Raw genomic sequence first — 22,863 nt, 5'->3', positions numbered from 1 at the left:
AAGAAATGAGAGAAGTTGTAATTGTAGATGCTGTACGCACTCCTATCGGTAGGTATAATGGATGTTTAAAAAGTATACGGCCAGATGATTTAGCATCCTTTGTTATAAAGGGACTTATAGAAAGAAATAAAGGACTTCCAGTCGATCAAATAGAAGAAGTTATTTTAGGAAATGCCAACCAAGCTGGGGAGGATAATCGTAATGTAGCGAGGATGGCTTCGTTACTCTCAGGACTACCGTTAGAGGTTGGTGGCACTACAATTAATAGACTTTGTGGTTCAGGTTTAGATGCAATACTTTATGCAGCTCGAGCAATTGCAGTAGGAGATGGTGATATATATATTGCCGGCGGAACAGAGAGTATGACTCGTGCTCCTTACGTAATGGCTAAGCCTACGAAAGAATTTCCAAGAGGAGATATGGAGCTTGTAGATACAATGATTGGATGGCGATTTATAAATCCATTGTTAAAAGAGTTGTATGGAACTGATTCAATGCCAAAGACTGCTGAGAATGTTGCTGTTAAGCACAGAATATCTAGGGAGGATCAAGATATCTTCTCCTTTGAAAGTCAACAAAGAGCTAAAAACGCGATGGAGGATAATCGTTTTTTAAATGAGATAATTCCTGTGAGGTTTACAAATCATAAAGAAGAAGAAGTATTGGTTGTGGCCGACGAACACCCCCGACCAGAAACAAGCTTAGGAAAGTTAAAAAAATTAGCTCCTCTTTTTGAGGGTGGTACTGTGACAGCAGGAAATGCATCTGGTGTTAACGATGGTGCGGCTGGGTTACTTCTAATGAGTGCAGATAAAGCAAGGGAATTAGACTTAAAGCCTATTGCAAGATATGTTGCTGCTGCAACTATCGGTCTAGAACCAGCTCTCATGGGACTTGGACCCGTATTTGCAACAAGAAAGGCTTTGAAACGTGCAGGTTTAAAAATAGAGGATATCGGATTAATAGAATTGAATGAAGCATTTGCTTCTCAATCACTGGCATGTATAAGGGAACTAGGGCTAGATCCACAAATCGTTAATGTAAACGGAGGGGCAATTGCACTCGGACATCCCTTAGGTGCTAGTGGAGCAAGAATTGTGACCACACTTATTTACGAGATGAGAAAAAGAGAAACTAAATACGGCCTCGCTACGATGTGTGTAGGTGTAGGTCAGGGAATTTCAGCAATATTTGAAGGTATTCAGTAAGTCCGAATATAAATACAAGAACATCTCTATGTGCGTTTGACGTACCGTTTGTAAGAGATGTTTTTCTAATGCCTAAATAAACTAATGATTTTATTTTTATATTCACCCTAACAACAATTCGTACTATAAAATATGTAGTATATTTCTAGATTAAATGCTTTAACAATAAAATTTGTTTAATCTATATGAGGTTTATAAATACAGAAAATTAAATTATTTTCAGGGAAATAATTAGTATATCCTTATAACAAAATAGTGAAATAATTTAGAATTCGTGATATATTTCTAGTAGGTAAATTAGAAAAGAGTGAATGATAGTATGTCTAACACACAGTCAATGATCTTTACGATATATGGCGATTATATAAGACACTATGGCAATAAAATATGGATCGGTAGCCTTATTCGCCTTCTCAAGGAATTTGGACATAATGAACAATCAGTCCGCGTAGCTGTCTCTAGAATGATGAAACAGGGATGGTTAGAATCTGAGAAAGTAGGAAACAAAAGCTATTATTTTCTTACCAAACGAGGTAAATTAAGAATGGAAGAAGCTGCGAATCGAATCTTTAAGCTGATGCCCAATGAATGGGATGGTAAATGGCGCATAATAATGTATACAATTCCTGAAGAAAAAAGGCAGATACGTGATGAGCTTCGTAAGGAGTTGTTGTGGAGCGGATTTGGCAGCTTTTCAAATGGTTGTTGGATATCTCCTAATAATCTAGATAATGAAGTAGAATTTTTAATAGAGAAGTATGATATAAATGAATATGTTGATTTTTTTGTTTCAGAATATAAAGGTCCAAAAGAGAACAAGGCTTTGGTGGAAAAAAGCTGGCCACTCTTAGAAATAGAAGCAAGATATAAAGAGTTTATAACCACTTATAGCCAACAATATATAGTTCATCAAAGTATGATGAATGATAAGAAAATGTCATTAGCTGAATGTTTTGTAGAAAGGACTAGATTAGTTCATGAATATCGGAAGTTCCTATTTATTGATCCGGGTCTTCCAAAGGACCTGTTACCTGAAATATGGAGCGGTAATCATGCTGCACTTTTATTCGAGCAATATTATAAATTACTGGCACCTTCAGCAAGCGAATTTTTTGAAGAAGTTTTTCAAGCAGATAATGACCTTCAACGAAAAGATGTAAAATATGATGCTAACTACCACCCACTTTTAAAGGAATAGTGCTTGGAAACCGAATCTTAATAGGTTCGGTTTCCGTTATATATAAGATATGAGGAGGAGAATAATGAAAAAATGCTGTATTTTTGATATGGACGGAACGTTATTTCAAACAAACTTAATATTAGAGCCTGCATTAGAAAAAACTTTTAATATGTTAAGAGAGCAAGATTTATGGAACGAAGATACGCCAATAGAAAAGTACCGAGAAATTATGGGCGTTACACTTCCTACCGTTTGGAAAACTCTTTGCCCAAAGCATTCTAACGAAATTCGAGAAAAGAGTAATGAATATTTTCATAAACAACTAATCGCCTTGATCAAAAACAACGAGGGTGCACTCTATCCACATGCAGAAAAGGTTTTAATGACTTTAAGCGAGGACTTCGAGGTGTTCATCGCTAGCAATGGACAGGAAGAGTACTTGAAGGCAATAGTCGAAACATATGATCTGGAAAAGTATATTAAGAAAGTGTATAGTATACAAACTGTTGCATCCGGCCATAAATCAGAGCTAGTAGAAAGGGTATTGAAAGAAAATCAAATTACATCAGGATATGTAATTGGTGATCGCTCATCGGATATAAATGCAGCGAAAGATAATAACTTGATCGCAATTGGGGTTGAATTTGACTTCTCTCAGCCAGAGGAACTGGAAAAAGCAAACTATATTGTAAAGAATCTTAGAGAGGTTCTTGAATTTACTTTATAATTCCGAAGCTATGACTAATTAAAATACATAACGTTTGTTAGAAACTTTTTTATAGTAGTTCGTAAATTAATTTAAAATATAAGGGCCTACGAAAGAAGGATATTTTACATGAGTGAGCGATGGAAGCGTAAAAAAGAAAAGAGAGCAGAAAGAAAACGTCAACAAGATAAATATACTTGGGCAGATGTTTTTGGGGACATTTTTTTCTGGATTCCTGAACTATTTTTTTTACCTTTTCGTTTATTGTTTTGGATGTTGCGAGGTCTTGTTAGGGCATTAGGCAATCTTTTTGATGGAATATAACGGAGCACTAAAAGCAGGGGAATAAATCCCCTGCTTTAGTTTTAATTCATAACTGACCTTGTTTATTTATGCAACTTTAATTGAAAATAATTTGATAACTAGTTATGCCAAATTATTTTCAAATATTTCTCGGTAGTCATAGCCTTTTTGTACATAGGTGTCTATAGATAGCTGAATTAGCTCTATATCTTTGTCATTTAACTCTCTTACTACTTTTCCAGGCGAGCCAACGATTAAAGATCGTGGAGGGAATTTCTTGCCAGAAGGAACTAAGGTGTTTGCCCCTACAATACATTCTTCACCAATCTCGGAATGATCTAAAATAGTAGAGCCCATTCCTATAATAGATCGCTTACCAACCCTGCATCCATGAAGAATAACATTATGTCCGACAGTTACTTCATCTTCTATAATTACAGGAGCGTCTTCATACAAATGTATTGTCGAATTATCCTGTATACTACATCGCTTACCAATAGTTATAGGTGCCTCGTCACCCCGTAATACGGCATTGAACCAAATAGTAGACTCATCTCCTATTCGTACATTTCCAATTATTTTAGCACCTGGTGCAATCATGGCTGTACCACTTATACTTGGGGTCTGCCCTTTAAATGAAATAATCAAAAAATTCACTCCTTTTTTAATTTTAACAATTGTCATTCTACTAATTATAATATAACATATTTTAATAGGGGTGGATAAAAAAATGATATACGTTTGTGAGATGTTAGATATTACTTTTCCTATTATTCAAGGTGGAATGGGGAACATAAGCAACGCACAGCTTTCATCTGCAGTGACTGAGGCAGGTGGCTTAGGGACCATTGGATGTGGAACGATGTCTCCAAGTGAAGTAGACGAAATAATTTTAGAAACAAAGAAAAGAACTTCGAAAAATTTTGCAGTCAATATTGCAATTAGTGTTTCTCCTTATGTGGATCAGCTTATTGAACTTGTTATAAAGCATAAAATTCCTATTGTTTCTCTTTCTGCCGGAAACCCTGCCCCTTATATACCTATATTGCATAAACACAGTATTTTAGTAATGACCCTAGTAGCTTCTGTTAAACACGCACTTAAAGCAGAACAGGCAGGGGCAGATATTTTAATTGCTGAGGGATTTGAGGCAGCAGGTATTAATTCTAATTTAGAGCTGACTACTTTTACCTTGGTACCCCAAATAGTTAAACAAGTGAAATTACCTGTTATAGCAGCAGGGGGGATCGGGGATGGAAAGGGGTTAGCAGCAGCGATATCGCTTGGTGCAAGTGGAGTACAGCTTGGAACTAGATTGATTACAACAAAAGAAGCTCCATTTCATGAAAATTATAAAAAACGACTGCTTGAAGCTTGGGATGTAGATACAATTCTGGTTGGTCGTAGTGTGGGGAGGATACGAAGAGTATTAAAAACTCCTTATGCTAGTAAAATTATTGATCTTGAAAAACGTGGGATGACTATTCAGGATTATGAGAAAAGCATGACGGAGTCGCATCATAAACGGGGTGCAATAGAGGGAGACCTGGAAAACGGTTTTTTAAACAGTGGTCAAATCGCTGGTTTAATAGATAACATACCTTCTGTTGAAGAGCTGTTCAATAAAATGATATTAGAAGCAGAACATAAATGGCAAGAAGCATTAGAGGAACTTAAAATGCTAACAAGGGAAAGATAAAAACGCCGACAATATGAAGTCGACGTTGTTAATTTCTCTGTTTAAAGGCCTCAAGTGTTTTTAGTTTATGATTCCTTGCATATTCCTCAATTTGCAAGCTGCTTGCATTGCTCTCCATTAATTTTATAAGGTATGCATGTTCCTCGATTGACTGAGGTGTTCTCTTAGGGTAGAAGGTAAAGCCTGCCTGTCTTACTATATCTAAACGTCCCCAAGTCTCTTCGATATTCTTGATTAGTAATTGGTTTGGACAGAACGAGTAAATATGAAAATGGAATTCTCTATTTAGTGCTCCTAGTTTGTCCAATTCATAGTTTTCAAGCATAGTTTGCATCTCAAGGTTTATTTCTTTTAATTTTGAAAGGCCATGAGCAGTGATATTGGTTGCACTAATTGAAGTAGCATAGCCCTCCAATAATGCGAGTACCTCCAAAGATTCCTGATATAGTCGGTTATCAATTCCTTTTACTATTGCACCAACATTTGGCCTGAATTCAAGTAACTGTTCTGATTCCAGTTGATGGATTGCTTCCCTAACTGGGATATGACTAGAGCCGACCTCCTTTGCAATTTGGTTAATGACGATTCGTTGTCCTGGGCTGTAAGTACCATCTACAATTCTTGTTCTAATCACTTTGTACGCGTATTGACGTTTATTCATAATAGTATCCATAATAAACGAATTGTATATCATTTGATATATGAAATCAATAAATAAAAAAGATATTTCATATAATTATATAATCAGATAATATATAAAATTCAGATAAAATATTGTAATAATATATAAAATGATATATGATATTTGTAAATATTTAACGCAAGTTCTCCTAAATAAGTTTAAAGAAAGGAGATTTATTTTTTAGTAAGTGTAAGCGCTTCCATTGAGGCTGTTTTCTTTTTGAGTTAAACAACTTACAGAGAAGGTGAACAATTTGTTAAAAGGATTAGAGATTGGGAGGAAAGAAAAAATACAAATAACAGTTTCAGAGAGGATGTTTGCTGCTTTTGAAGGAGAGGTAGTCCATCCTGTCTATTCGACTGTTGCTATGACATATCATATGGAATGGGTATCGAGGAAAATCATTTTACCCTATTTAAATGCAAATGAGGAAGGAATGGGAGCCGCAGTAAAAATAAAGCATACTTCAGCTGCTCCATTCGGAAGCACTATTATTATAACGGCAACTGTTACAGAACTTCGAGACAATAAGGTCATAACCACCGTGGTTGCAGAGAACGAAAAAGGTACTGTTGGTCTTGGTGAGGTAATTCAAGTAATTTTGTTAAAAGATACGATAAAAACAAAGTGGAAAGAGGCTTCCACTTGAGGATACATTCTAAAGATTCCTAAGGAGGAACGGATTTAATGCTAGCTGAAAGCTTATCAATGACAAAAGAATTTGAGCTTTTCGATCGAATGGCTTCCCATGAACAGGTTGTGTTTTGTAATGATCCTGCTACGGGCTTACGAGCAATTATTGCTATTCATAATACTGCACTTGGGCCGGCGCTCGGTGGTTGTCGTATGCAACCCTACAACAGTGTGGAGGAAGCATTAGAAGATGTTCTTAGACTTTCAAAGGGTATGACTTATAAATGTGCTGCAGCTGATGTAGACTTTGGCGGAGGAAAAGCAGTTATCATTGGTGATCCTAAAAAAGATAAATCACCTGAGTTGTTCCGTGCTTTTGGTCAATTTGTAAATTCACTTGGAGGACGGTTTTTTACAGGAACTGACATGGGAACTACTATGGAAGATTTTATCCATGCGATGAGGGAAACAAATTTCGTAAATGGACTCCCCAAGGCTTATGGTGGTGGTGGTGATTCATCGATACCTACAGCATCAGGAGTACTCTATGGATTGAAAGCAACTAATTTCACGCTTTTTGGAAACGAGGAACTCGGCACTAAAACTTATGCAATTCAAGGTTTAGGAAAAGTCGGCTATAAAGTTGCTATAAGCTTACTCGAGGCTGGCGCTAATATTTTTGTCTCTGACATAAATAATGATAGTCTCCATGCTATTGAACTAGCTTCATCTGATTTAAAGGGAACATTGAAAATTGTCCCTAATGAAGAAATTTACTCGGTTGACGCCGATATTTTTGTGCCGTGTGCATTAGGGGGCATTATTAATGATATGACCATTCCTAAGTTGCAAGTAAAGGCTGTTGCAGGTTCAGCGAACAATCAATTGCTAGCAGATCGCCACGGCATCATGCTTAAAGAAAAAGGAATATTATATGCACCTGACTATATTGTAAATGCAGGTGGTCTTATTCAAGTTGCTGACGAACTTTATGGCATTAATCATGAACGTGTTCTAGCAAAAACTAAGCAGATATATCATACCTTATTAGAAGTATTTAAGGAGGCATCCCTTACAGGAAATACAACGGATGAAGCGGCAAATGCTATGTGTGAAAAGCGTATTGAGAACAGAAAAACTCGCAATAACTTTTATTCAGCACCACTTAAACCAAAGTGGAGTATCCGTAAATAAGTGATTGGAGGGAAGTTAAGTGAAACAAAATTATCCTATGAAGAAAATAATAAATGAAAAAGGCCATCTTCTGAATGAAAGCTTTAATGAGCAAATCGAGGAAGGTTTGGTAAAGGAACTTTATTTTCATATGCTCAGAATTCGAACTTTTGATCGAAAAGCAATTAACTTGCAAAGACAAGGCCGCTTAGGAACCTACGCTCCTTTCGAGGGACAAGAGGCTTCACAGGTTGGAAGTGCACTTGCTTTAAAGGAAGAAGATTGGGTTTTCCCCACCTACCGTGATCATGGAGCAACTTTAACATTTGGTAAAAGTATGGCGAAAACATTCCTTTATTGGAATGGGAGATTGGAAGGGTGTGTATCACCTAAAACAAGGAATATTTTCCCTCCAGCAGTGCCGATTGCTACTCAGCTTCCTCACGCAGCAGGTGCTGCATGGGCAGAAAAGAGAAAGGGTACACAAAATATTGCTATTGCTTACTTTGGTGATGGGGCTACTTCCGAGGGTGATTTCCATGAAGGTTTGAACTTTGCTACTGTTTTTAAAGTACCTGCCATCTTCTTCAATCAAAATAACGGTTTTGCAATTTCTGTTCCTACTGAGAAACAAATGAATTCCGAAACTATTGCTCAAAAAGCAATGGCATATGGTATGCCCGGTGTTAGAGTTGATGGGAACGACTGCTTCGCCGTTTATTTTGAGACGCAAAAAGCAATTGAATATGCAAGAGCAGGTCATGGGCCTACTCTAATAGAGGCGGTGACTTGGAGAAAAGGGGCCCATACTACTGCAGATGATCCCTCTAAATACAGAAATGCTTCACAAGGAGAAAATATAGTAGATCCCATATATAGATTTGAGTTATTTATGAAGAACTATGACTATTGGAATGAAGAATGGATACAAGCAACTAAAGAGGAAATTAGCAACGAAATAGACGCTGCAATAGAAGAAATGGAAAACTTTCCGCCACCTAATGTTGAAGATGTGTTTAATCATGTATTTGCTGAAATGCCTGATCAATTAGTAGAACAAAAAGATGCATATCTTGCATATTTGGGGAGGCAATAATTTATGACGCAACTAAGACAAACCAGTGCTACTAAGGAAACAGCGAAACAGATGACATTAATTCAAGCTATAAACGATGGAATGAGAGTCCTTTTAGAAGAGGACGAACGGACAATTGTGCTTGGTGAGGATGTCGGGAAAAATGGAGGAGTTTTCCGTGCTACAGAGGGCCTACAAGAAATGTTTGGTGTTGATAGAGTAATAGACACCCCACTTTCTGAGTCAGGAATAATAGGAACTTCTATTGGCTTAGCTGTAAATGGTTTTAAACCTATAGCAGAAATTCAATTTTTAGGCTTTATTTATCCAGCATACGAGCAAATAATGACCCACGCTTCGAGAATTCGAATGAGATCTATGTCGCATTTCACAGTTCCTATGGTAATCAGAGCACCTTATGGAGCTGGTATTCGTGCACCTGAAATCCATTCTGATAGCACAGAGATTTTATTTACTCATATGCCGGGAATCAAGGTTGTGTGCCCATCAAGTCCCTATGATGCAAAGGGCTTACTGATAGCAGCGATGGAAGATCCCGATCCAGTGCTTGTATTAGAACCTATGAAAAATTATCGCTCCATAAGAGAAGAAGTTCCTTTAAACAAATATAAGGTGGAAATTGGTAAAGCCAAGATTATACGTGAAGGGACAGATGTTACACTCATTGCATGGGGAGCAATGGTATCTGTTGCAAAAAAAGCTGCAGAGCTAGCAGACAAACAAGGAATACAATGTGAAATTATAGATCTCCGGACACTTTATCCAATAGACAGGAAAGCAATTGCCGATTCCGTACAAAAAACAACCAGAGCAGTAATCATTCATGAAGCTCATCCTACAGGTGGGTTAGGCAATGACATAGTGACCATTATAAATGATACCTCATTCCTTTATTTACGAGCACCAATTGAGCGAATTACAGGTTTTGATGTACCGGTTCCTTTCTTTACTTTAGAAGAACATTATCTACCTACCCCTGCAAGAGTGCTTGAGGGGATTGAGAAAGTAATTCATTTTTAAGGAGGGAAATGAATGATTGATGTTAAGTTACATGATATTGGAGAGGGAATGACCGAAGGGGAAGTCATCCACTATTTAGTTAAAGTTGGAGACAAGGTGCAAACTGACCAGCCTCTTGTGGAAGTTCAAACTGATAAAATGGTCGCTGAACTTACTTCTCCCTGTACAGGTATAGTTAAAGAGATTCAAATTGCTGTGGGGGAGACGGTAAAAGTAGGAACAAGTCTACTTTCCTTAGAAAGTTCCGGTGGAGATCATTCACAGAAAAGTCAGCCTGTAAAGGATTTAATTAAAGAATACGGCAGAAGTAATCCTTCAAAAAAAGAAGAGAACTCGGTTGAATTTACTTATAAGAGAGTACTTGCTACACCTTATACAAGGAAAATTGCTCGGGAACATAATATAAATCTAGAGGATATAATCCCTTCAGATCCTTCTGGAAGAATTACAGAGGAGGATGTCATTAGTTTCCTAGATAATACCAACAAGAAGATAGAACCAAAACAACTTATAGCTGAAAAACTTAATGCTCCATCTCACTCAGATGAAATTCCTTATAGAGGAATCAGAAAAAAAATTGCAGAAAATATGAAGAAATCACTCTTTACAATCCCACATGTAACCCATTTTGACGAAGTGAATATGACTAATCTATTAGAAATGAAAGAACAATTAAAAGCAGCGGGTAATTCTATAAGTGTTCCTGCTTTTCTCTTGAAAGCGCTTGTCATTTCATTAAAGGATTTTCCGATATTCAATGCCGAACTTGATGAAGAAAACAGTCGGATACTCCTCAAGAAAACCTATCATATTGGCCTAGCCACCAACACAGAAAATGGACTTATTGTTCCTGTACTCCATGATGCAGATAAAAAATCTCTCAAGCAAATAAATCATGAAATCAAAGACTTAACCCAAAAAGCTTTAGCAGGTACTCTACATCTGTCAGCGGTGCAAAATAGCACTATTACAATTAGTAATGTTGGACCTTTAGGTAGCATTGCAGCAACACCGATTATCAATTACCCAGAGACAGCGTTAATTGCTTTTCATAAAACCAAAAAGCGACCTATTGTTAATGAAAATGATGAGATTGTTATTGGGCATATTATGACGCTATCGATGTCATTCGATCATCGTGTTGCAGATGGTGCAACAGCTATTGCTTTCACTAATCGTTTTTCAAGTTTAATAGAAAATCCTCATAAACTGATTTTGGAGATGATATAGATGGTAGTAGGAGAAATTAGCCATCAAAGAAATCTAATCATTATTGGAGGTGGTCCAGGGGGCTATAGTGCGGCAATTCGTGGAGCGCAACTTGGTCTTTCCGTGACACTGATAGAGCAAAAAGAGATAGGCGGAGTTTGTTTAAACGAAGGATGCATACCGTCTAAGGTTTATACCTATGTTGGGATGAGGCGGACGGAAGCTGAACAGTTAGCGATGTTTGGGGTCGATACTATCGTTAAAGAAATAGACCTATACAAGCTAATGGAATACCAAACCAAAGTAATAGGTCAGTTGAAAACAGGTGTAGAAAGACTTTGTCAAGCCAATAAAGTGGAGATAATTCAAGGCAAAGCCTCCTTTATAGGGAAAAACAAAATTGGAGTAGAAAACGGACATCAATTTGATATTTATGAATTTGACAAAATAATTATTGCCACGGGAAGTAAAAATATCTTACCGGATTACGTTAAGTCTAAAGAAAATCGGATTTTGTACCCCTTTGAACTTTTTCAACTTAAAAAGCTACCAAAGCAGTTAATCATAGATGGCCAAGATTATATAGCTCTTGAAGCAGCATCAAGCTTTGCAGCATTAGGCTCTGAGGTAACTTTGTTAATAGAAACTAATACTGGAATGCCTTTTGATGAGGATATAAATAAAGAACTATTAAGGATATTTAAAAAAAGAAAAATAAAAGTGATTGCTAAAAAAGAAATTCTTACGATTAAGGAAACTGTAAATGGTATCTCTATTAACCTACTAACCGATCAACAAAAGGAAGTGATTTTAGAGGGATCCTATTTTGTAGTTCCAGAGACAAGAAAACCAAAACTGGAGGAACTGGGAGTTTTACGCCTAGGTATGAAGTTAAGTTTAAATGGATTTATCCAAATAAATAATTATATGGAAACCTCCATCTCAAACGTTTATGCAATAGGAGATGTAACGGAAGGTCCGATGCTTGCTTGGAAGGCTATCAAACAAGGAAAAGCAGTAGTTTCTTCGATCGTGGGAGAAAAACCCGAGGTAGATTTAACAATAGTACCTAACTGTGCTCATACTGTTCCTCCAGTAGCATCAATTGGTTTAACAGAGCATCAGGCCATAAAATTAGGTCTATCTATAAGAGTAAGCAAGTTTCCGCTTGCTAGTAATGGATATTCTACAATAACCGGAAAAAAAGATGGATTTATTAAAGTTATTTCTAATAATACAAATGATTTGATAGAAGGAATTCATATGATTGGTGAGGGAGCATTGGAAATGTCCGGATCCTTCGTGCAACTTTTAGAGATGTCGGCCAAAGAGGAAGATATTAAATTTCCTAACTACACACACCCTGGGTTCAATGAGGCACTTCTTGAGTCTGTGGAGGGATTGCTTGGACAAGCGATTCATCTCTCACCTCTAAAAAAAGAAGCTACCATTAGTTAACGGCTTATCTTACAGTATAAATTTACTGTGGTATTTTATATTTCATTTAATAACAAAAAAGAATTGGAGGGAAAAGAAATGAAGAATAGCTGGAAAGGGTTTTCAGCATTGTTGTTGAGTTCAACTTTATTGTTTGCTGCCTGTGGAGACTCAGGAGAAGATGCTTCTGCCTCAAAGACATACAAAATTGGTGTAACACAAATTGTGGAGCATCCTTCATTAAATGCAGCTTATGATGGCTTTCAAAAGGCATTAGAGGATGCAGGTATTGAAGCAGAATATGATTATCAAATAGCACAAGGAGATAACAGTAATAACACCACCATTGCTTCGAACCTAGTCAGCTCCAATGTGGACCTAATATTTGCTAACTCAACCGGCAGTGCTCAAGCAGCGCTGAGTGCTACACAAGATATTCCAATCGTGTTCACTTCTGTTACAGATGCAGTTGGTGCAGAACTAGTTGACTCAATGGAGAAGCCTGGAGGTAACGTTACAGGTACGATAGATGCTCATCCAGATGCTATATCCAATACGATGAAATTTTTGAAAGAAGAGCTTGGAGCAAAAAAGGTTGGAATGGTGTTTAACTCAGGAGAACAAAACTCACGCTCCCAGGTGGATTCTGTTAAGGAACTATTGCAAGAAATGGATATGACTGTTGTAGAAGCCTCTGTAGCTACAACTGCGGATGTTAAACAAGCAACTGAATCACTCTTAGGAAAAGTAGATTCTATGTATATTATTACTGATAACACTGTAGTTTCTGCATTAGAATCCGTAATCTCAGTGGCAAATGACAATAAAATTCCTGTCATGGTAGGAGAATTTGACTCTGTGAAGCGTGGAGGACTAGGGGCTTATGGCTTCGAATATTTCGATATAGGTTATGAGGCGGGGCAGATGGCAGTCAAAATATTAAAGGGCGAAAGCAAACCAGCAGATATACCTGTACAGGTGCCACAAAAGCTTAAACTAATCATGAACAAGGAATCAGCAGATACTATTGGTGTTGAGATAAAAGACGAATGGAAAGCTGAATTGAGCGAATAACTAGGGGGTGATTCTTTATGTTTTCAGCAATATTCGGCTCAATGGAACAAGGAATCATATACGCGATTATGGCACTTGGAGTGTATATTTCATTTAGAGTGCTAGATTTTCCTGATTTAACGGTCGATGGTAGCTTTGTAACTGGAGCTGGCACTGCAGCAACAATGATCATTTTTGGTTATCATCCTATTTTGGCAACAGCTATGGCAATTGTAGTCGGTTTTATCGCAGGTTGTATGACAGGTATATTGCATACAAAAGGTAAAATAAATCCGCTTCTATCCGGAATATTAATGATGATTGCACTTTATTCGATAAATTTAAGAATTATGGGTCTAACCTCTGAAAGTTCTATAGGCCGGCCTAATATTCCGTTGTTAAATGCTGAGACTCTCTTCATTCAGTTTCAATCATTTTGGAGTAAACTCGGAATCGATTCTGCATTTACAAGCTTCTTTCAATTGTTTGGTATTGAGAGGTTGCCATTCACTTGGGGAACTTTATTTCTAATGCTGATTGCAGTGGCGTGTATAAAATTTATCGTGGATTGGTTCTTAAAAACCGAAATTGGATTAGCTATAAGAGCAACAGGTGACAATAAAAAAATGATTCGTAGCCTGTCTGCAAATACCGACACTTTAATAATAGTAGGACTAGGTTTTTCAAATGCTCTTGTAGCTTTTTCGGGTGCATTAATAGCCCAATACGCTAAATATGCCGATATAGGCATGGGTATAGGTATGATTGTGATTGGTCTTGCCTCCGTTATTATTGGTGAAGCCATTTTTGGAACAAAAACTATCGTCCGAACAACCTTTGCGGTAATAGCAGGAGCAATTATTTATCGAATAGTACTTGGATTAGCGCTTCGAGTAAATTTTCTAGATACAGGTGATATGAAGCTTATAACGGCAGTAATCGTCATAGGTGCTTTAATATTACCTCAGTTGCTTGAGAAAAAGAGAGAGAAAAATAGAAAGGCAAGGCGGCATACTGAAAGATTAAAAGAGAGCCAATCAATGATAAGGAAGGAGGGGGCTCCCATTGTTAAAGCTCAATCAGATTAATAAGCTTTTTAATGAAGCAACTCCAGATGAAAAGGTAGCATTAGACCAAATCAATCTTGAACTGCATCCCGGTGACTTTATGACAGTGATTGGCAGTAATGGAGCAGGCAAATCAACTATGCTCAACATGATTTCGGGAGCCCTGACTCCAGATTTTGGTGTGGTAGAAATTGCTGACAAGGATATAACGAAAATGCCCGAATATAAACGTTCTCAAATGATTGGAAGGGTCTTTCAGGATCCCATGGCAGGGACTGCGCCGACGATGACAATTGAAGAAAATCTCGCAATGGCTTATTCGAGAAACAAAAAAAGAAGTTTCAAAATTGGCGTCGATAAGAAAAGACGGGAATTTTTTCGATCTTCCCTAGAAACTTTACACCTCAATCTTGAAAATAGATTAAATGCAAAAGTTGGATTGTTATCTGGAGGAGAAAGGCAGGCACTTTCTTTGTTGATGGCTACCTTTACGAAACCCTCAATATTGCTTTTGGATGAACATACAGCAGCATTAGATCCGTCCAGAGCGGAACTAATAACAAGCTTGACAAAGCAGCTGGTAGAGAAGGATAAATTGACAACACTAATGATTACCCACAATATGCAACAGGCTTTAGATTTAGGTAATCGACTAATTATGATGGATAAAGGCCAAATCATCTTAGAGGTGGATGATGAGGAAAAAAGAAAATTAACGATAACCAAATTAATGGAAGAATTCCAGCGAATTCGAGGAGAGAAATTAACGAGCGACAAAGCTTTGTTATCCATCTAGGGGGGGCGAGGCAGATGTGTCTAGCAAATATTAAGCATCAACATGTTAACGAACTAATAACAGTGAAAGCTAACCCACTTACTAATTCGTATTATTTAAATGGTAAAAGTTATGATATCAATAGTTTTCCTATTGGTTCCCCCGTTAGTGGAACTGTATATGGAACCTTGCTTAACTACCAGGAAGATTTGTTGCAAATGGAGGAGAAGTTTCTTCAAAAGCCATATGACGCTCCTCCCAATGCACCAATTCTATATATAAAGCCAGCAAATACAATCAGCTACAATGGCGCACCTATTTTAATGCCAAAAGAAATCAAAACCCTAGAAATTGGTGCATCCTTAGGGGTAGTTATTGGTAAGAAGGCAGTAGCTATAAAAGAAGGCGAAGCTTTTAACTATATAGCTGGGTACACAATAGTGAATGATGTCAGCATTCCTCACGAGAGTTTTTTTCGTCCAGCTGTCCCGTACAAAACAAGAGATGGTTTTTGTCCGATTGGCCCATGGATAGTAGAGGCAAAAGAGATTAAAGACCCCAATCGACTTACTATTAAGATTTTCGTTAACGAGGAGCTAAAACTAGAAAAGCACAACTATACATTAGTTCGTCCGATTGCAAAATTGTTAGCTGATATCACCGAATTTATGACATTAGACATCGGTGACACTTTGCTTGTAGGAATCTCCACTAATTCTCCCCAAGTGATCATAGGAGATAAGGTGAGAATTCATATAGATCAAATAGGATTTTTAGAGAATTATATCGTGGAAGAAGAAAAGGGGTGGCTGCCATAAAAAAAGCGCGTGTTGCATATGGTGGAGCTATTCATTACGCAATAGAATGTGACGCTCATATAAAGCTGGAGGACGGCAGAGTTGTCCGGCAGGATGAAGTGACGTGGCTAACGCCTATTATTCCAAGAACTTCTTTTGCATTAGGTCTAAACTATGCTGATCATGCTACAGAATTGGCATTTGATGCACCTTCTGAGCCTCTGATCTTTTTAAAGGGACCGAATACGTTTGTTGGTCACAATGGATACACCTGTCGACCGTCCGATGTTTCGTACATGCATTACGAATGTGAGCTTGCTGTTGTTATCGGTAAGAAGGCCAAAAATATTAAAAAAGAAGACGCGTACCAATATGTCAAAGGATATAGTATCGCAAACGATTATGCGATAAGGGATTATCTAGAGAATTATTATCGGCCAAATTTACGAGTTAAAAATCGAGATGCTTGCACTCCTCTTGGACCTTGGTTAGTGGATGCGATGGATATACGAGATCCTATGAATCTCCAAATATATACTTATGTAAATGATAAACTCGTCCAGAAAGGTTCTACAAAAGATATGATTTTTGATATTCCCTCACTTATAGAATATTTAAGCAGTTTTATGACATTGAGTGAAAATGATGTCATTCTAACGGGCACACCAAAAGGATCAGTGGACACTAAAGTGGGGGATGTAGTTGTAACCGAAATTGAAGGAATTGGTCGCTTAACTAATACAATAATTGCAGACGAAGTTTTCATAAAACGATAAATTATTGGAGGGATCTACTTGCCTCATTTTATTGTAGAGTATACAGATAATTTGAAGGAAGACATAAAAGTGCCTCAACTATTAGAGGAAGTTCATCGAATACTTATATCAAGAAAAAACATTTTTCCAATTGGAGGAATCCGTTCTAGAGCAATCGAGCTAAAGGATTATCGAGTTGCTGATGGAACAGAGGATGATGCTTTCTTACATGCCACATTAAAGATTGCTGCGGGTAGATCTGAAGAAATAAAGGCAGAGGTTTGTGAAGCTATATTTGAAGTTATTAAAGGTCATTTTGAGGTTGCAATGAATAAAAGATATCTAGCACTTTCTATGGAACTAGTTGAATTTAGTGATTTAGGAACATATAAACAAAATAATATTCATAGTCGTTTTTGATAAAAGTTTAGTTAAAATCATATATTATTTCATATATTTTTATTTATTTTGTTCAGAAAATTCAAATTAAGGTGGTAATAATTATGGGTGCTAGAACAGGAAAGGAATATATTCAAGGTATTAAGGATCGTCAAACAGAAGTATGGATTCACGGAGATAAAGTGGATGACGTGACTTCTCATCCAGCATTTAAAAATGTAGTAAAAAGTGTTGCTGGTTTGTATGATCTTCAACATGAAAAACAAGAAAAAATGTTATATACATCACCAACCACCGGAGATAAAGTGGGGCTTTCCTTTATTGCTCCAAAGACAAAGGAAGATTTGTTTAAAAGAAGAGAAATGCACAGTGAATGGGCAGCCTTCTCGGGAGGTATGATGGGACGCTCGCCTGATTATTTGAATACAAGCATCATGGCATTTGGAACTGCAAGTGAGTTTTTTGCACAAGAAGGTGGAGGAAGCAAACAGTTTGCAAAGAATGCCGAAGATTACTATGAATATGCGAGAGAAAATGATATCAGCCTTACTCATACTCTTATTCACCCGCAGGTAAACCGTTCTATGCTAACTCAATCAGAGCAAAAGGATCCATTCTTGTCAGCGCGGATTACTAAAAAGACAGCGGACGGGATTATTGTGAACGGCTGCCGACTTTTAGCTACCTTAGGAGGAATTACAGATGAGCTGGTCGTCTTTCCATCCACTATAAATAGAACTCCAGGAACTGTGGACGATCCCTTTGCCTTTGCATTTGCCATTCCAAACAATACGCCTGGTTTAAAATTTCTCTCTCGTGAATCCTTTGATTATGGTAAGAGTAAATGGGATCATCCACTAGGTTCCAGATTTGATGAAAGCGATGCAATCATTTCATTTGAGGATGTGTTAGTTCCTTGGGAAAGAGTTTTTGTTTGCGAGAGTACGGATATTTGCAATCGAACTTATGCAGAAACGAATGCTGTCATTCACATGACTCACCAAGTAATTTCGAAAAACGTAGTGAAAACTGAATTTATTCTTGGAGTTGTCATAAGTATGATGGAAGCTATCGGAATAGATAAGTTTATGCATGTAAAGGAAAAGGCAAGTGAAATCATGGTGATACTTGAAGTTATGCGATCTCATCTATACCGAGCAGAGCATAACGCCAAGATAGACCAATATGGCAATATGACTCCAGATTTTGAACCTTTAAATGCAGCACGTAACTGGTTCCCTAAAATGTATCAGAGAATGAATGAAATTATCAAAATTTTGGGTGCCTCTGGTTTGATGGCTCTTCCTACCGAAGATGACTTTAGCAATGAGGATGTGGGTCCTTTAGTGCATCGCTACACACAAGGGGCTAACATGAATGGGGAAGAACGTGTACAGCTGTTCCGTTTAGCTTGGGATATATCTATCAGTGCATTTGGGAATCGTCAAGCACTGTACGAATATTATTTCTTTGGTGATCCAGTACGAATGTCCAACGCGTATTATGATAGCTTCAATAAACAACCATATAAGGATATGGTAACAAGTTTTTTAAATAGAGCTAAAACAGAAGCAGGCATACTTTTATAGCCTGATTTAAGAAAGGAGAGTTTCTTTTCCATGCAGCAACTTAAAAATGAGATAGAAGATCAATTGTTCAGAACCATAATGGGCAGCTTTGCTACCGGGGTTACAGTAATTACTACACAGGTGGATGATGAAATACATGGAATGACGGCTAATGCCTTTATGTCAGTTTCGCTGCAACCCAAGCTTGTGGCTATAAGTATTGGAGAAAAGGCTAAGATGCTTGGTTACATCAATTCATCCAAAAAATTTGCCATAAATATCTTGGCAGCTAATCAGAAAGATCTTTCTAAACAATTTGCGGGTCAGCTAAACTCTGATGAAGTTGTTGCCTTTGAAACCTATCAGGGTCAACCTATTATAAAAAATTCACTTGCCGTCATTAGCTGTGAACTATTCAATCAGCTTGATGCTGGTGATCATACTGTTTTCATTGGAAGAGTGACTGGATTAAAGCATGAACCACAGGAACCGCTTTTGTTTTTTGAAGGTAAATATCAAGAAATAAAAGAATGAAGTTGATGAAAAAAACCTATTATAAGGAGTTGAAGAAATTGGCATATGAAGAAGCAAAAAAGAAGCTTAGAGGATCTATTTGTCCTGTAATTACTCCCTTTTTAGAGAATGGAGATATAGATATTGAGACCTTTCAGCAGCTTATCCATTGGCAAATAGAAAGTGGGAGTCATGGGATATCCGTAACTGGTACGAGTGGTGAGCCGAGTTCATTAACTATAGAAGAACGCAAAAGAGTGATGAAGATAGCCAGTGAAACAATTGCTGGACGTGTATTTTTTGCTCCTGGTACTGGGTCAACTAATCATGATGAAACGATGGAGCTTACTAAATACGCCGAGGAGCTGGGTGCTGATGCAGCAATGGTTATCGTTCCTTACTACAATAAGCCCAACCAAGATGCATTATATACCCATTTCAAAATAGTAGCAGAATCTGTGAAAATCCCAATTATTATTTATAACATTCCTGGAAGGTCTGCAGTTAATATGGAAGTCACTACGATGAAGAAGCTAGTAGAGGATTGTCCTAATATTGTAGGGGTAAAAGAGGCGAATAAGGACTTTGAGCATGTAAACCGTGTACTCCTTAACTGTGGAAGAGATTTCCTTCTTTATTCAGGTATAGAGCTACTCTGTTATCCAATGCTTGCTATTGGTGGTGCAGGATTTATAAGTGCAACAGCTAATGTAGAGCCTGCTAAAGTTGCAGAGCTTTACAATGCTTGGGTTGCTGGCGACGTAGAAAGATCCCAGGACCTTCATTTCGAATTAATGCCTTTAAATGATGCTTTGTTTAGAGATACAAATCCTGCTCCAGCTAAGGTAGCGCTTGGTATGATGGGAAAAATTAATCCTAAGCTTAGATTGCCATTAGGACCACCCTCGCAGGCAGTTACAGATGAGGTGCGACAAACATTGATAAGCTTAGATATTCTACCAAAGGAAACCGCTTCACAACTATAAAAAAAAGTAGGTGATTAAAATGGTGTCATCTCATGAGTTAACCTCATTAAAGCATGAAACACAACAAAGCATCTATCTTTATATAAATGGAGCATTTATTTCTGCAGCTGGAGGGGCCACCTTTGCTAACATTAATCCATTTACTAATGAGCAAATCAATTTAGTATCAGAGGGCCAGAAGACAGACATTGATAAAGCAGTTTCTGCAGCTAGAGATGCCTTTGAACACGGACCCTGGAAAACGATGAAGTTAAGCAAAAGACTATCATATATATACCGCATTGCAGATCTCATTGATGAGGAAGTAGAAAGGATTGCTTACTTAGAAGCTTTAGACACTGGTTTGCCTATTAGCCAAACGAGGAAAATGGTTAGCCGTGCTTCAGAAAATTTTCGATTTTATGCAAGAATGGTAGAGAGCAGATTAGTAGGAGATGTCTATCAGGTGGACGATGAATTTGTCAATTATACGATTCACGCACCTGTTGGAGTTGCAGGATTAATAACGCCATGGAATGCTCCATTCATGCTAGAAACGTGGAAGATTGCACCGGCTCTTGCTACTGGAAACACTGTAGTGCTAAAGCCAGCTGAACTTTCTCCTCTTACAGCTAATATATTAGCAGAAATTATTCATAAAGCAGACCTACCTAAAGGAGTCTTTAATGTAGTTCACGGTCGAGGAGAAATAGCTGGTGATGCATTGGTAAAGCATCCAGATGTACAGCTTATTTCTTTTACAGGAGAAACTACCACTGGCTCTACTATTATAAAAAATAGTGCCGACACATTAAAGAGTTGTTCTATGGAGCTAGGCGGGAAATCTCCTATTATCGTTTTTGAGGATGCTGATTTTGAACGTGCACTAGATGCCTGTGTATGGGGAATCTTCTCCTTTAATGGTGAGCGTTGTACAGCAAACTCACGCCTATTTGTTCAAGAAAGTATAAAAGATAAATTTATAAATGCATTAAAGGTGAGAGTGTCTAATATAAAAGTTGGTGATCCGTTAGATGATCAGACGGAAGTTGGTCCGCTTATTGATCAAGGACACTTTAATAAAGTAAAGGGCTATATAGACATAGCAAAGGAGGAAGGTACCGAAATAATTTCAGGTAAGATTCCAACTGAATTTTCCAAAGGTAATTTCGTGCCTCCAACCCTTATCTTGAATGCTCATAATGACATGCAAGTTGCAAAAGACGAGATCTTTGGACCAGTGCTGATCGTAATGTCTTTCAAGGACGAGGAAGAGGTCATATCATTAGCCAATAATACGGATTACGGATTAGCAGGTTATGTATGGACAAACGACATTAAACGTGGACATCGCGTCGCTCATAAAATTGATGCAGGCATGCTTTGGGTGAATGCTCAGAATGTTAGAGATTTAAGAACACCATTTGGTGGCACTAAATATTCTGGTATTGGTCGAGAAGGTGGACATTACAGCTTTGATTTTTATACTGAGCACAAAATTATTCACGTTTCAATTGCCGACCATCATATACAGCAATTTGGAAAGTTATAGAGAGGAGGAGGAACCTGTTGGATTTTTCCATCATACGTATAGCTCGAACCGTTCTCCATGTTAAGGATTTAGAGCTCTCTCGCAAATTCTATGTAGATGGCTTAGGAATGATAGAAACAGAGCGAGATGAAAATCATGTTTATTTAAGAGGGTTAGAAGAGCATTGCCATCATAGCCTAGCACTTAAAAAATCGGAAAAGTCTGTTGTAGAAGTGCTGAGCTACAAGGTGATGAAAGAAGAGGACCTTAATTTTTTAGAAAAGTTGTTTCTTGCTCAGGGACTTAAAACAAAATGGATTCCTAAAGGTGAACAGCATGCAATTGGTAGAACGCTAAGAGTTCATGACATTTCAGGTATACCTTTAGAATTTTTTGCTGAAATGCCTATTGTCGAACGAATGCTTCAAAAATACGATCATTACCGGGGAGCAAAAATTCAGCGAATTGATCATGTTAATTGTGCTGTACCGAACGTGCAAAAAGCCTATGACTTTTATGTAAACAGTCTAGGGTTTTCTTGCTCAGAGTATACAGAAACTGAAGAAGGGGACTTATGGGCTGCATGGCTCTTCCGAAAGCCCACCGTCCATGATCAGGCATTTATGAGCGGACCAGGACCAAAACTTCATCATTTCGCCTATACCCTATCAGATCGTCTCAGCGTGTTAGACTGCTGTGATGTATTGGCTAGTATGGGCTATGCGGATTGCATTGAGCGTGGGCCAGGCCGACATGGATTATCTAACGCCTTCTTCCTTTACTTAAGAGACCCAGATGGTCACCGAATCGAATTGTATACCGGCGATTATTTGACATGCGATCCTGATATGAAGCCAAAGCGATGGGACTTAAATGATCCACTACGTCAAACATTCTGGGGACACCAAGCACCAGATAAGTGGTTTAACGAAACTAGTACATTTATCGATATTGAAACAGGAGAAGAAATAAATAGCGAGGAGCCGATGCTTGAACAGAGAAAACCTAAAATTTTAGTATGACGTATAACCACCTGAGACTAGAGCTTAGGTGGTATTTTTGTGGATAGGGAAAATTATGATAGTATGTGACTT

The 22,863-nt window shown here is 37.7% G+C and carries 24 protein-coding genes; 22 read left to right on the top strand and 2 right to left on the bottom strand.

The window, feature by feature from the left end; genetic code table 11:
* Positions 1–5: 5 nt before the first annotated feature.
* The 4 genes from MHB55_RS10840 (at position 6) to MHB55_RS10825 (ending at position 3,418) form a co-directional block, all read left to right on the top strand.
* Positions 6–1,208 (top strand): acetyl-CoA C-acyltransferase, encoded by a 1,203-nt coding sequence (locus MHB55_RS10840; protein WP_340863215.1) that lies wholly within the window; start codon positions 6–8, stop codon positions 1,206–1,208.
* A 319-nt stretch (positions 1,209–1,527) separates the two neighbouring features.
* Positions 1,528–2,406, top strand: a complete 879-nt coding sequence (paaX, locus tag MHB55_RS10835) for a phenylacetic acid degradation operon negative regulatory protein PaaX (protein ID WP_340863214.1) — start codon at positions 1,528–1,530, stop codon at positions 2,404–2,406.
* Positions 2,407–2,470: 64 nt separating this feature from the next.
* The gene (locus MHB55_RS10830) at positions 2,471–3,115 is read left to right on the top strand and encodes an NIF family HAD-type phosphatase (protein WP_154310738.1); all 645 of its coding nucleotides are present in this window, start codon (positions 2,471–2,473) and stop codon (positions 3,113–3,115) included.
* A 108-nt stretch (positions 3,116–3,223) separates the two neighbouring features.
* Positions 3,224–3,418, top strand: a complete 195-nt coding sequence (locus tag MHB55_RS10825; RefSeq protein WP_154310739.1) for a hypothetical protein — start codon at positions 3,224–3,226, stop codon at positions 3,416–3,418.
* Positions 3,419–3,520: 102 nt separating this feature from the next.
* On the opposite strand, the gene MHB55_RS10820 is transcribed toward MHB55_RS10825, so the two are convergent.
* Entirely contained in the window at positions 3,521–3,997 is a 477-nt protein-coding gene (locus tag MHB55_RS10820) for a gamma carbonic anhydrase family protein (RefSeq protein ID WP_427660148.1), read from the bottom strand.
* A gap of 130 nt (positions 3,998–4,127) precedes the next feature.
* On the opposite strand from MHB55_RS10820, the gene MHB55_RS10815 reads away from it, so the two are divergent.
* On the top strand, positions 4,128–5,096 hold the full coding sequence (locus tag MHB55_RS10815) for an NAD(P)H-dependent flavin oxidoreductase (protein ID WP_340863213.1): 969 nt from the start codon (positions 4,128–4,130) through the stop codon (positions 5,094–5,096).
* A gap of 28 nt (positions 5,097–5,124) precedes the next feature.
* On the opposite strand, the gene MHB55_RS10810 is transcribed toward MHB55_RS10815, so the two are convergent.
* Entirely contained in the window at positions 5,125–5,757 is a 633-nt protein-coding gene (locus MHB55_RS10810) for a GntR family transcriptional regulator (RefSeq protein ID WP_225321667.1), read from the bottom strand.
* A gap of 274 nt (positions 5,758–6,031) precedes the next feature.
* Here MHB55_RS10810 and MHB55_RS10805 point away from each other — a divergent pair, with 274 nt between their 5' ends.
* From MHB55_RS10805 to hpaD, 17 genes are all read left to right on the top strand, one after another.
* On the top strand, positions 6,032–6,427 hold the full coding sequence (locus MHB55_RS10805; protein WP_151109684.1) for a thioesterase family protein: 396 nt from the start codon (positions 6,032–6,034) through the stop codon (positions 6,425–6,427).
* 38 nt (positions 6,428–6,465) lie between these two features.
* Positions 6,466–7,605, top strand: a complete 1,140-nt coding sequence (locus tag MHB55_RS10800) for a Leu/Phe/Val dehydrogenase (protein WP_340863212.1) — start codon at positions 6,466–6,468, stop codon at positions 7,603–7,605.
* Positions 7,606–7,624: 19 nt separating this feature from the next.
* Positions 7,625–8,680: a pyruvate dehydrogenase (acetyl-transferring) E1 component subunit alpha gene (gene pdhA, locus MHB55_RS10795; RefSeq protein ID WP_340863211.1), complete on the top strand. Its 1,056-nt coding sequence runs from the start codon at positions 7,625–7,627 to the stop codon at positions 8,678–8,680.
* Positions 8,681–8,683: 3 nt separating this feature from the next.
* Entirely contained in the window at positions 8,684–9,700 is a 1,017-nt protein-coding gene (locus MHB55_RS10790; protein ID WP_340863210.1) for an alpha-ketoacid dehydrogenase subunit beta, read from the top strand.
* Positions 9,701–9,712: 12 nt separating this feature from the next.
* Entirely contained in the window at positions 9,713–10,930 is a 1,218-nt protein-coding gene (locus MHB55_RS10785; RefSeq protein WP_340863209.1) for a dihydrolipoamide acetyltransferase family protein, read from the top strand.
* Positions 10,931–12,367, top strand: a complete 1,437-nt coding sequence (locus tag MHB55_RS10780) for a dihydrolipoyl dehydrogenase family protein (RefSeq protein ID WP_340863208.1) — start codon at positions 10,931–10,933, stop codon at positions 12,365–12,367.
* 78 nt (positions 12,368–12,445) lie between these two features.
* Entirely contained in the window at positions 12,446–13,420 is a 975-nt protein-coding gene (locus tag MHB55_RS10775) for an ABC transporter substrate-binding protein (RefSeq protein WP_340863207.1), read from the top strand.
* 17 nt (positions 13,421–13,437) lie between these two features.
* Entirely contained in the window at positions 13,438–14,487 is a 1,050-nt protein-coding gene (locus tag MHB55_RS10770; RefSeq protein ID WP_340863206.1) for an ABC transporter permease, read from the top strand.
* Positions 14,465–15,262 (top strand): ABC transporter ATP-binding protein, encoded by a 798-nt coding sequence (locus MHB55_RS10765; protein WP_340863205.1) that lies wholly within the window; start codon positions 14,465–14,467, stop codon positions 15,260–15,262. The genes MHB55_RS10770 and MHB55_RS10765 overlap by 23 nt, the downstream gene beginning before the upstream one ends.
* A 14-nt stretch (positions 15,263–15,276) precedes the next feature.
* Positions 15,277–16,059 carry a fumarylacetoacetate hydrolase family protein gene (locus MHB55_RS10760; protein ID WP_340863204.1) on the top strand — a complete coding sequence of 261 codons (783 nt, stop codon included), beginning with the start codon at positions 15,277–15,279 and terminating at the stop codon, positions 16,057–16,059.
* Complete coding sequence (locus MHB55_RS10755) at positions 16,056–16,814, top strand: fumarylacetoacetate hydrolase family protein (RefSeq protein ID WP_151113654.1); 759 nt, start codon at positions 16,056–16,058, stop codon at positions 16,812–16,814. Before MHB55_RS10760 ends, MHB55_RS10755 begins: the two co-directional genes overlap by 4 nt.
* 18 nt (positions 16,815–16,832) lie before the next feature.
* Positions 16,833–17,213 (top strand): 5-carboxymethyl-2-hydroxymuconate Delta-isomerase, encoded by a 381-nt coding sequence (locus MHB55_RS10750; protein ID WP_340863203.1) that lies wholly within the window; start codon positions 16,833–16,835, stop codon positions 17,211–17,213.
* 83 nt (positions 17,214–17,296) lie between these two features.
* Entirely contained in the window at positions 17,297–18,781 is a 1,485-nt protein-coding gene (gene hpaB / locus MHB55_RS10745; protein WP_340863202.1) for a 4-hydroxyphenylacetate 3-monooxygenase, oxygenase component, read from the top strand.
* Between the two features lie 51 nt (positions 18,782–18,832).
* Positions 18,833–19,294: a flavin reductase gene (locus MHB55_RS10740; protein ID WP_144537171.1), complete on the top strand. Its 462-nt coding sequence runs from the start codon at positions 18,833–18,835 to the stop codon at positions 19,292–19,294.
* A 38-nt stretch (positions 19,295–19,332) separates the two neighbouring features.
* Positions 19,333–20,259, top strand: a complete 927-nt coding sequence (hpaI, locus tag MHB55_RS10735) for a 2,4-dihydroxyhept-2-ene-1,7-dioic acid aldolase (RefSeq protein WP_340863201.1) — start codon at positions 19,333–19,335, stop codon at positions 20,257–20,259.
* A 19-nt stretch (positions 20,260–20,278) separates the two neighbouring features.
* Entirely contained in the window at positions 20,279–21,790 is a 1,512-nt protein-coding gene (gene hpaE / locus MHB55_RS10730; RefSeq protein WP_340863200.1) for a 5-carboxymethyl-2-hydroxymuconate semialdehyde dehydrogenase, read from the top strand.
* A 17-nt stretch (positions 21,791–21,807) separates the two neighbouring features.
* Entirely contained in the window at positions 21,808–22,791 is a 984-nt protein-coding gene (gene hpaD / locus MHB55_RS10725) for a 3,4-dihydroxyphenylacetate 2,3-dioxygenase (RefSeq protein WP_144536255.1), read from the top strand.
* Positions 22,792–22,863: the final 72 nt, after the last annotated feature.

The sequence above is a fragment of the Psychrobacillus sp. FSL K6-1267 genome (genome assembly GCF_038003265.1).
Taxonomy (GTDB): Bacteria; Bacillota; Bacilli; order Bacillales_A; family Planococcaceae; genus Psychrobacillus; species Psychrobacillus faecigallinarum.
This window is presented reverse-complemented; position numbering and strand designations above follow the sequence as displayed.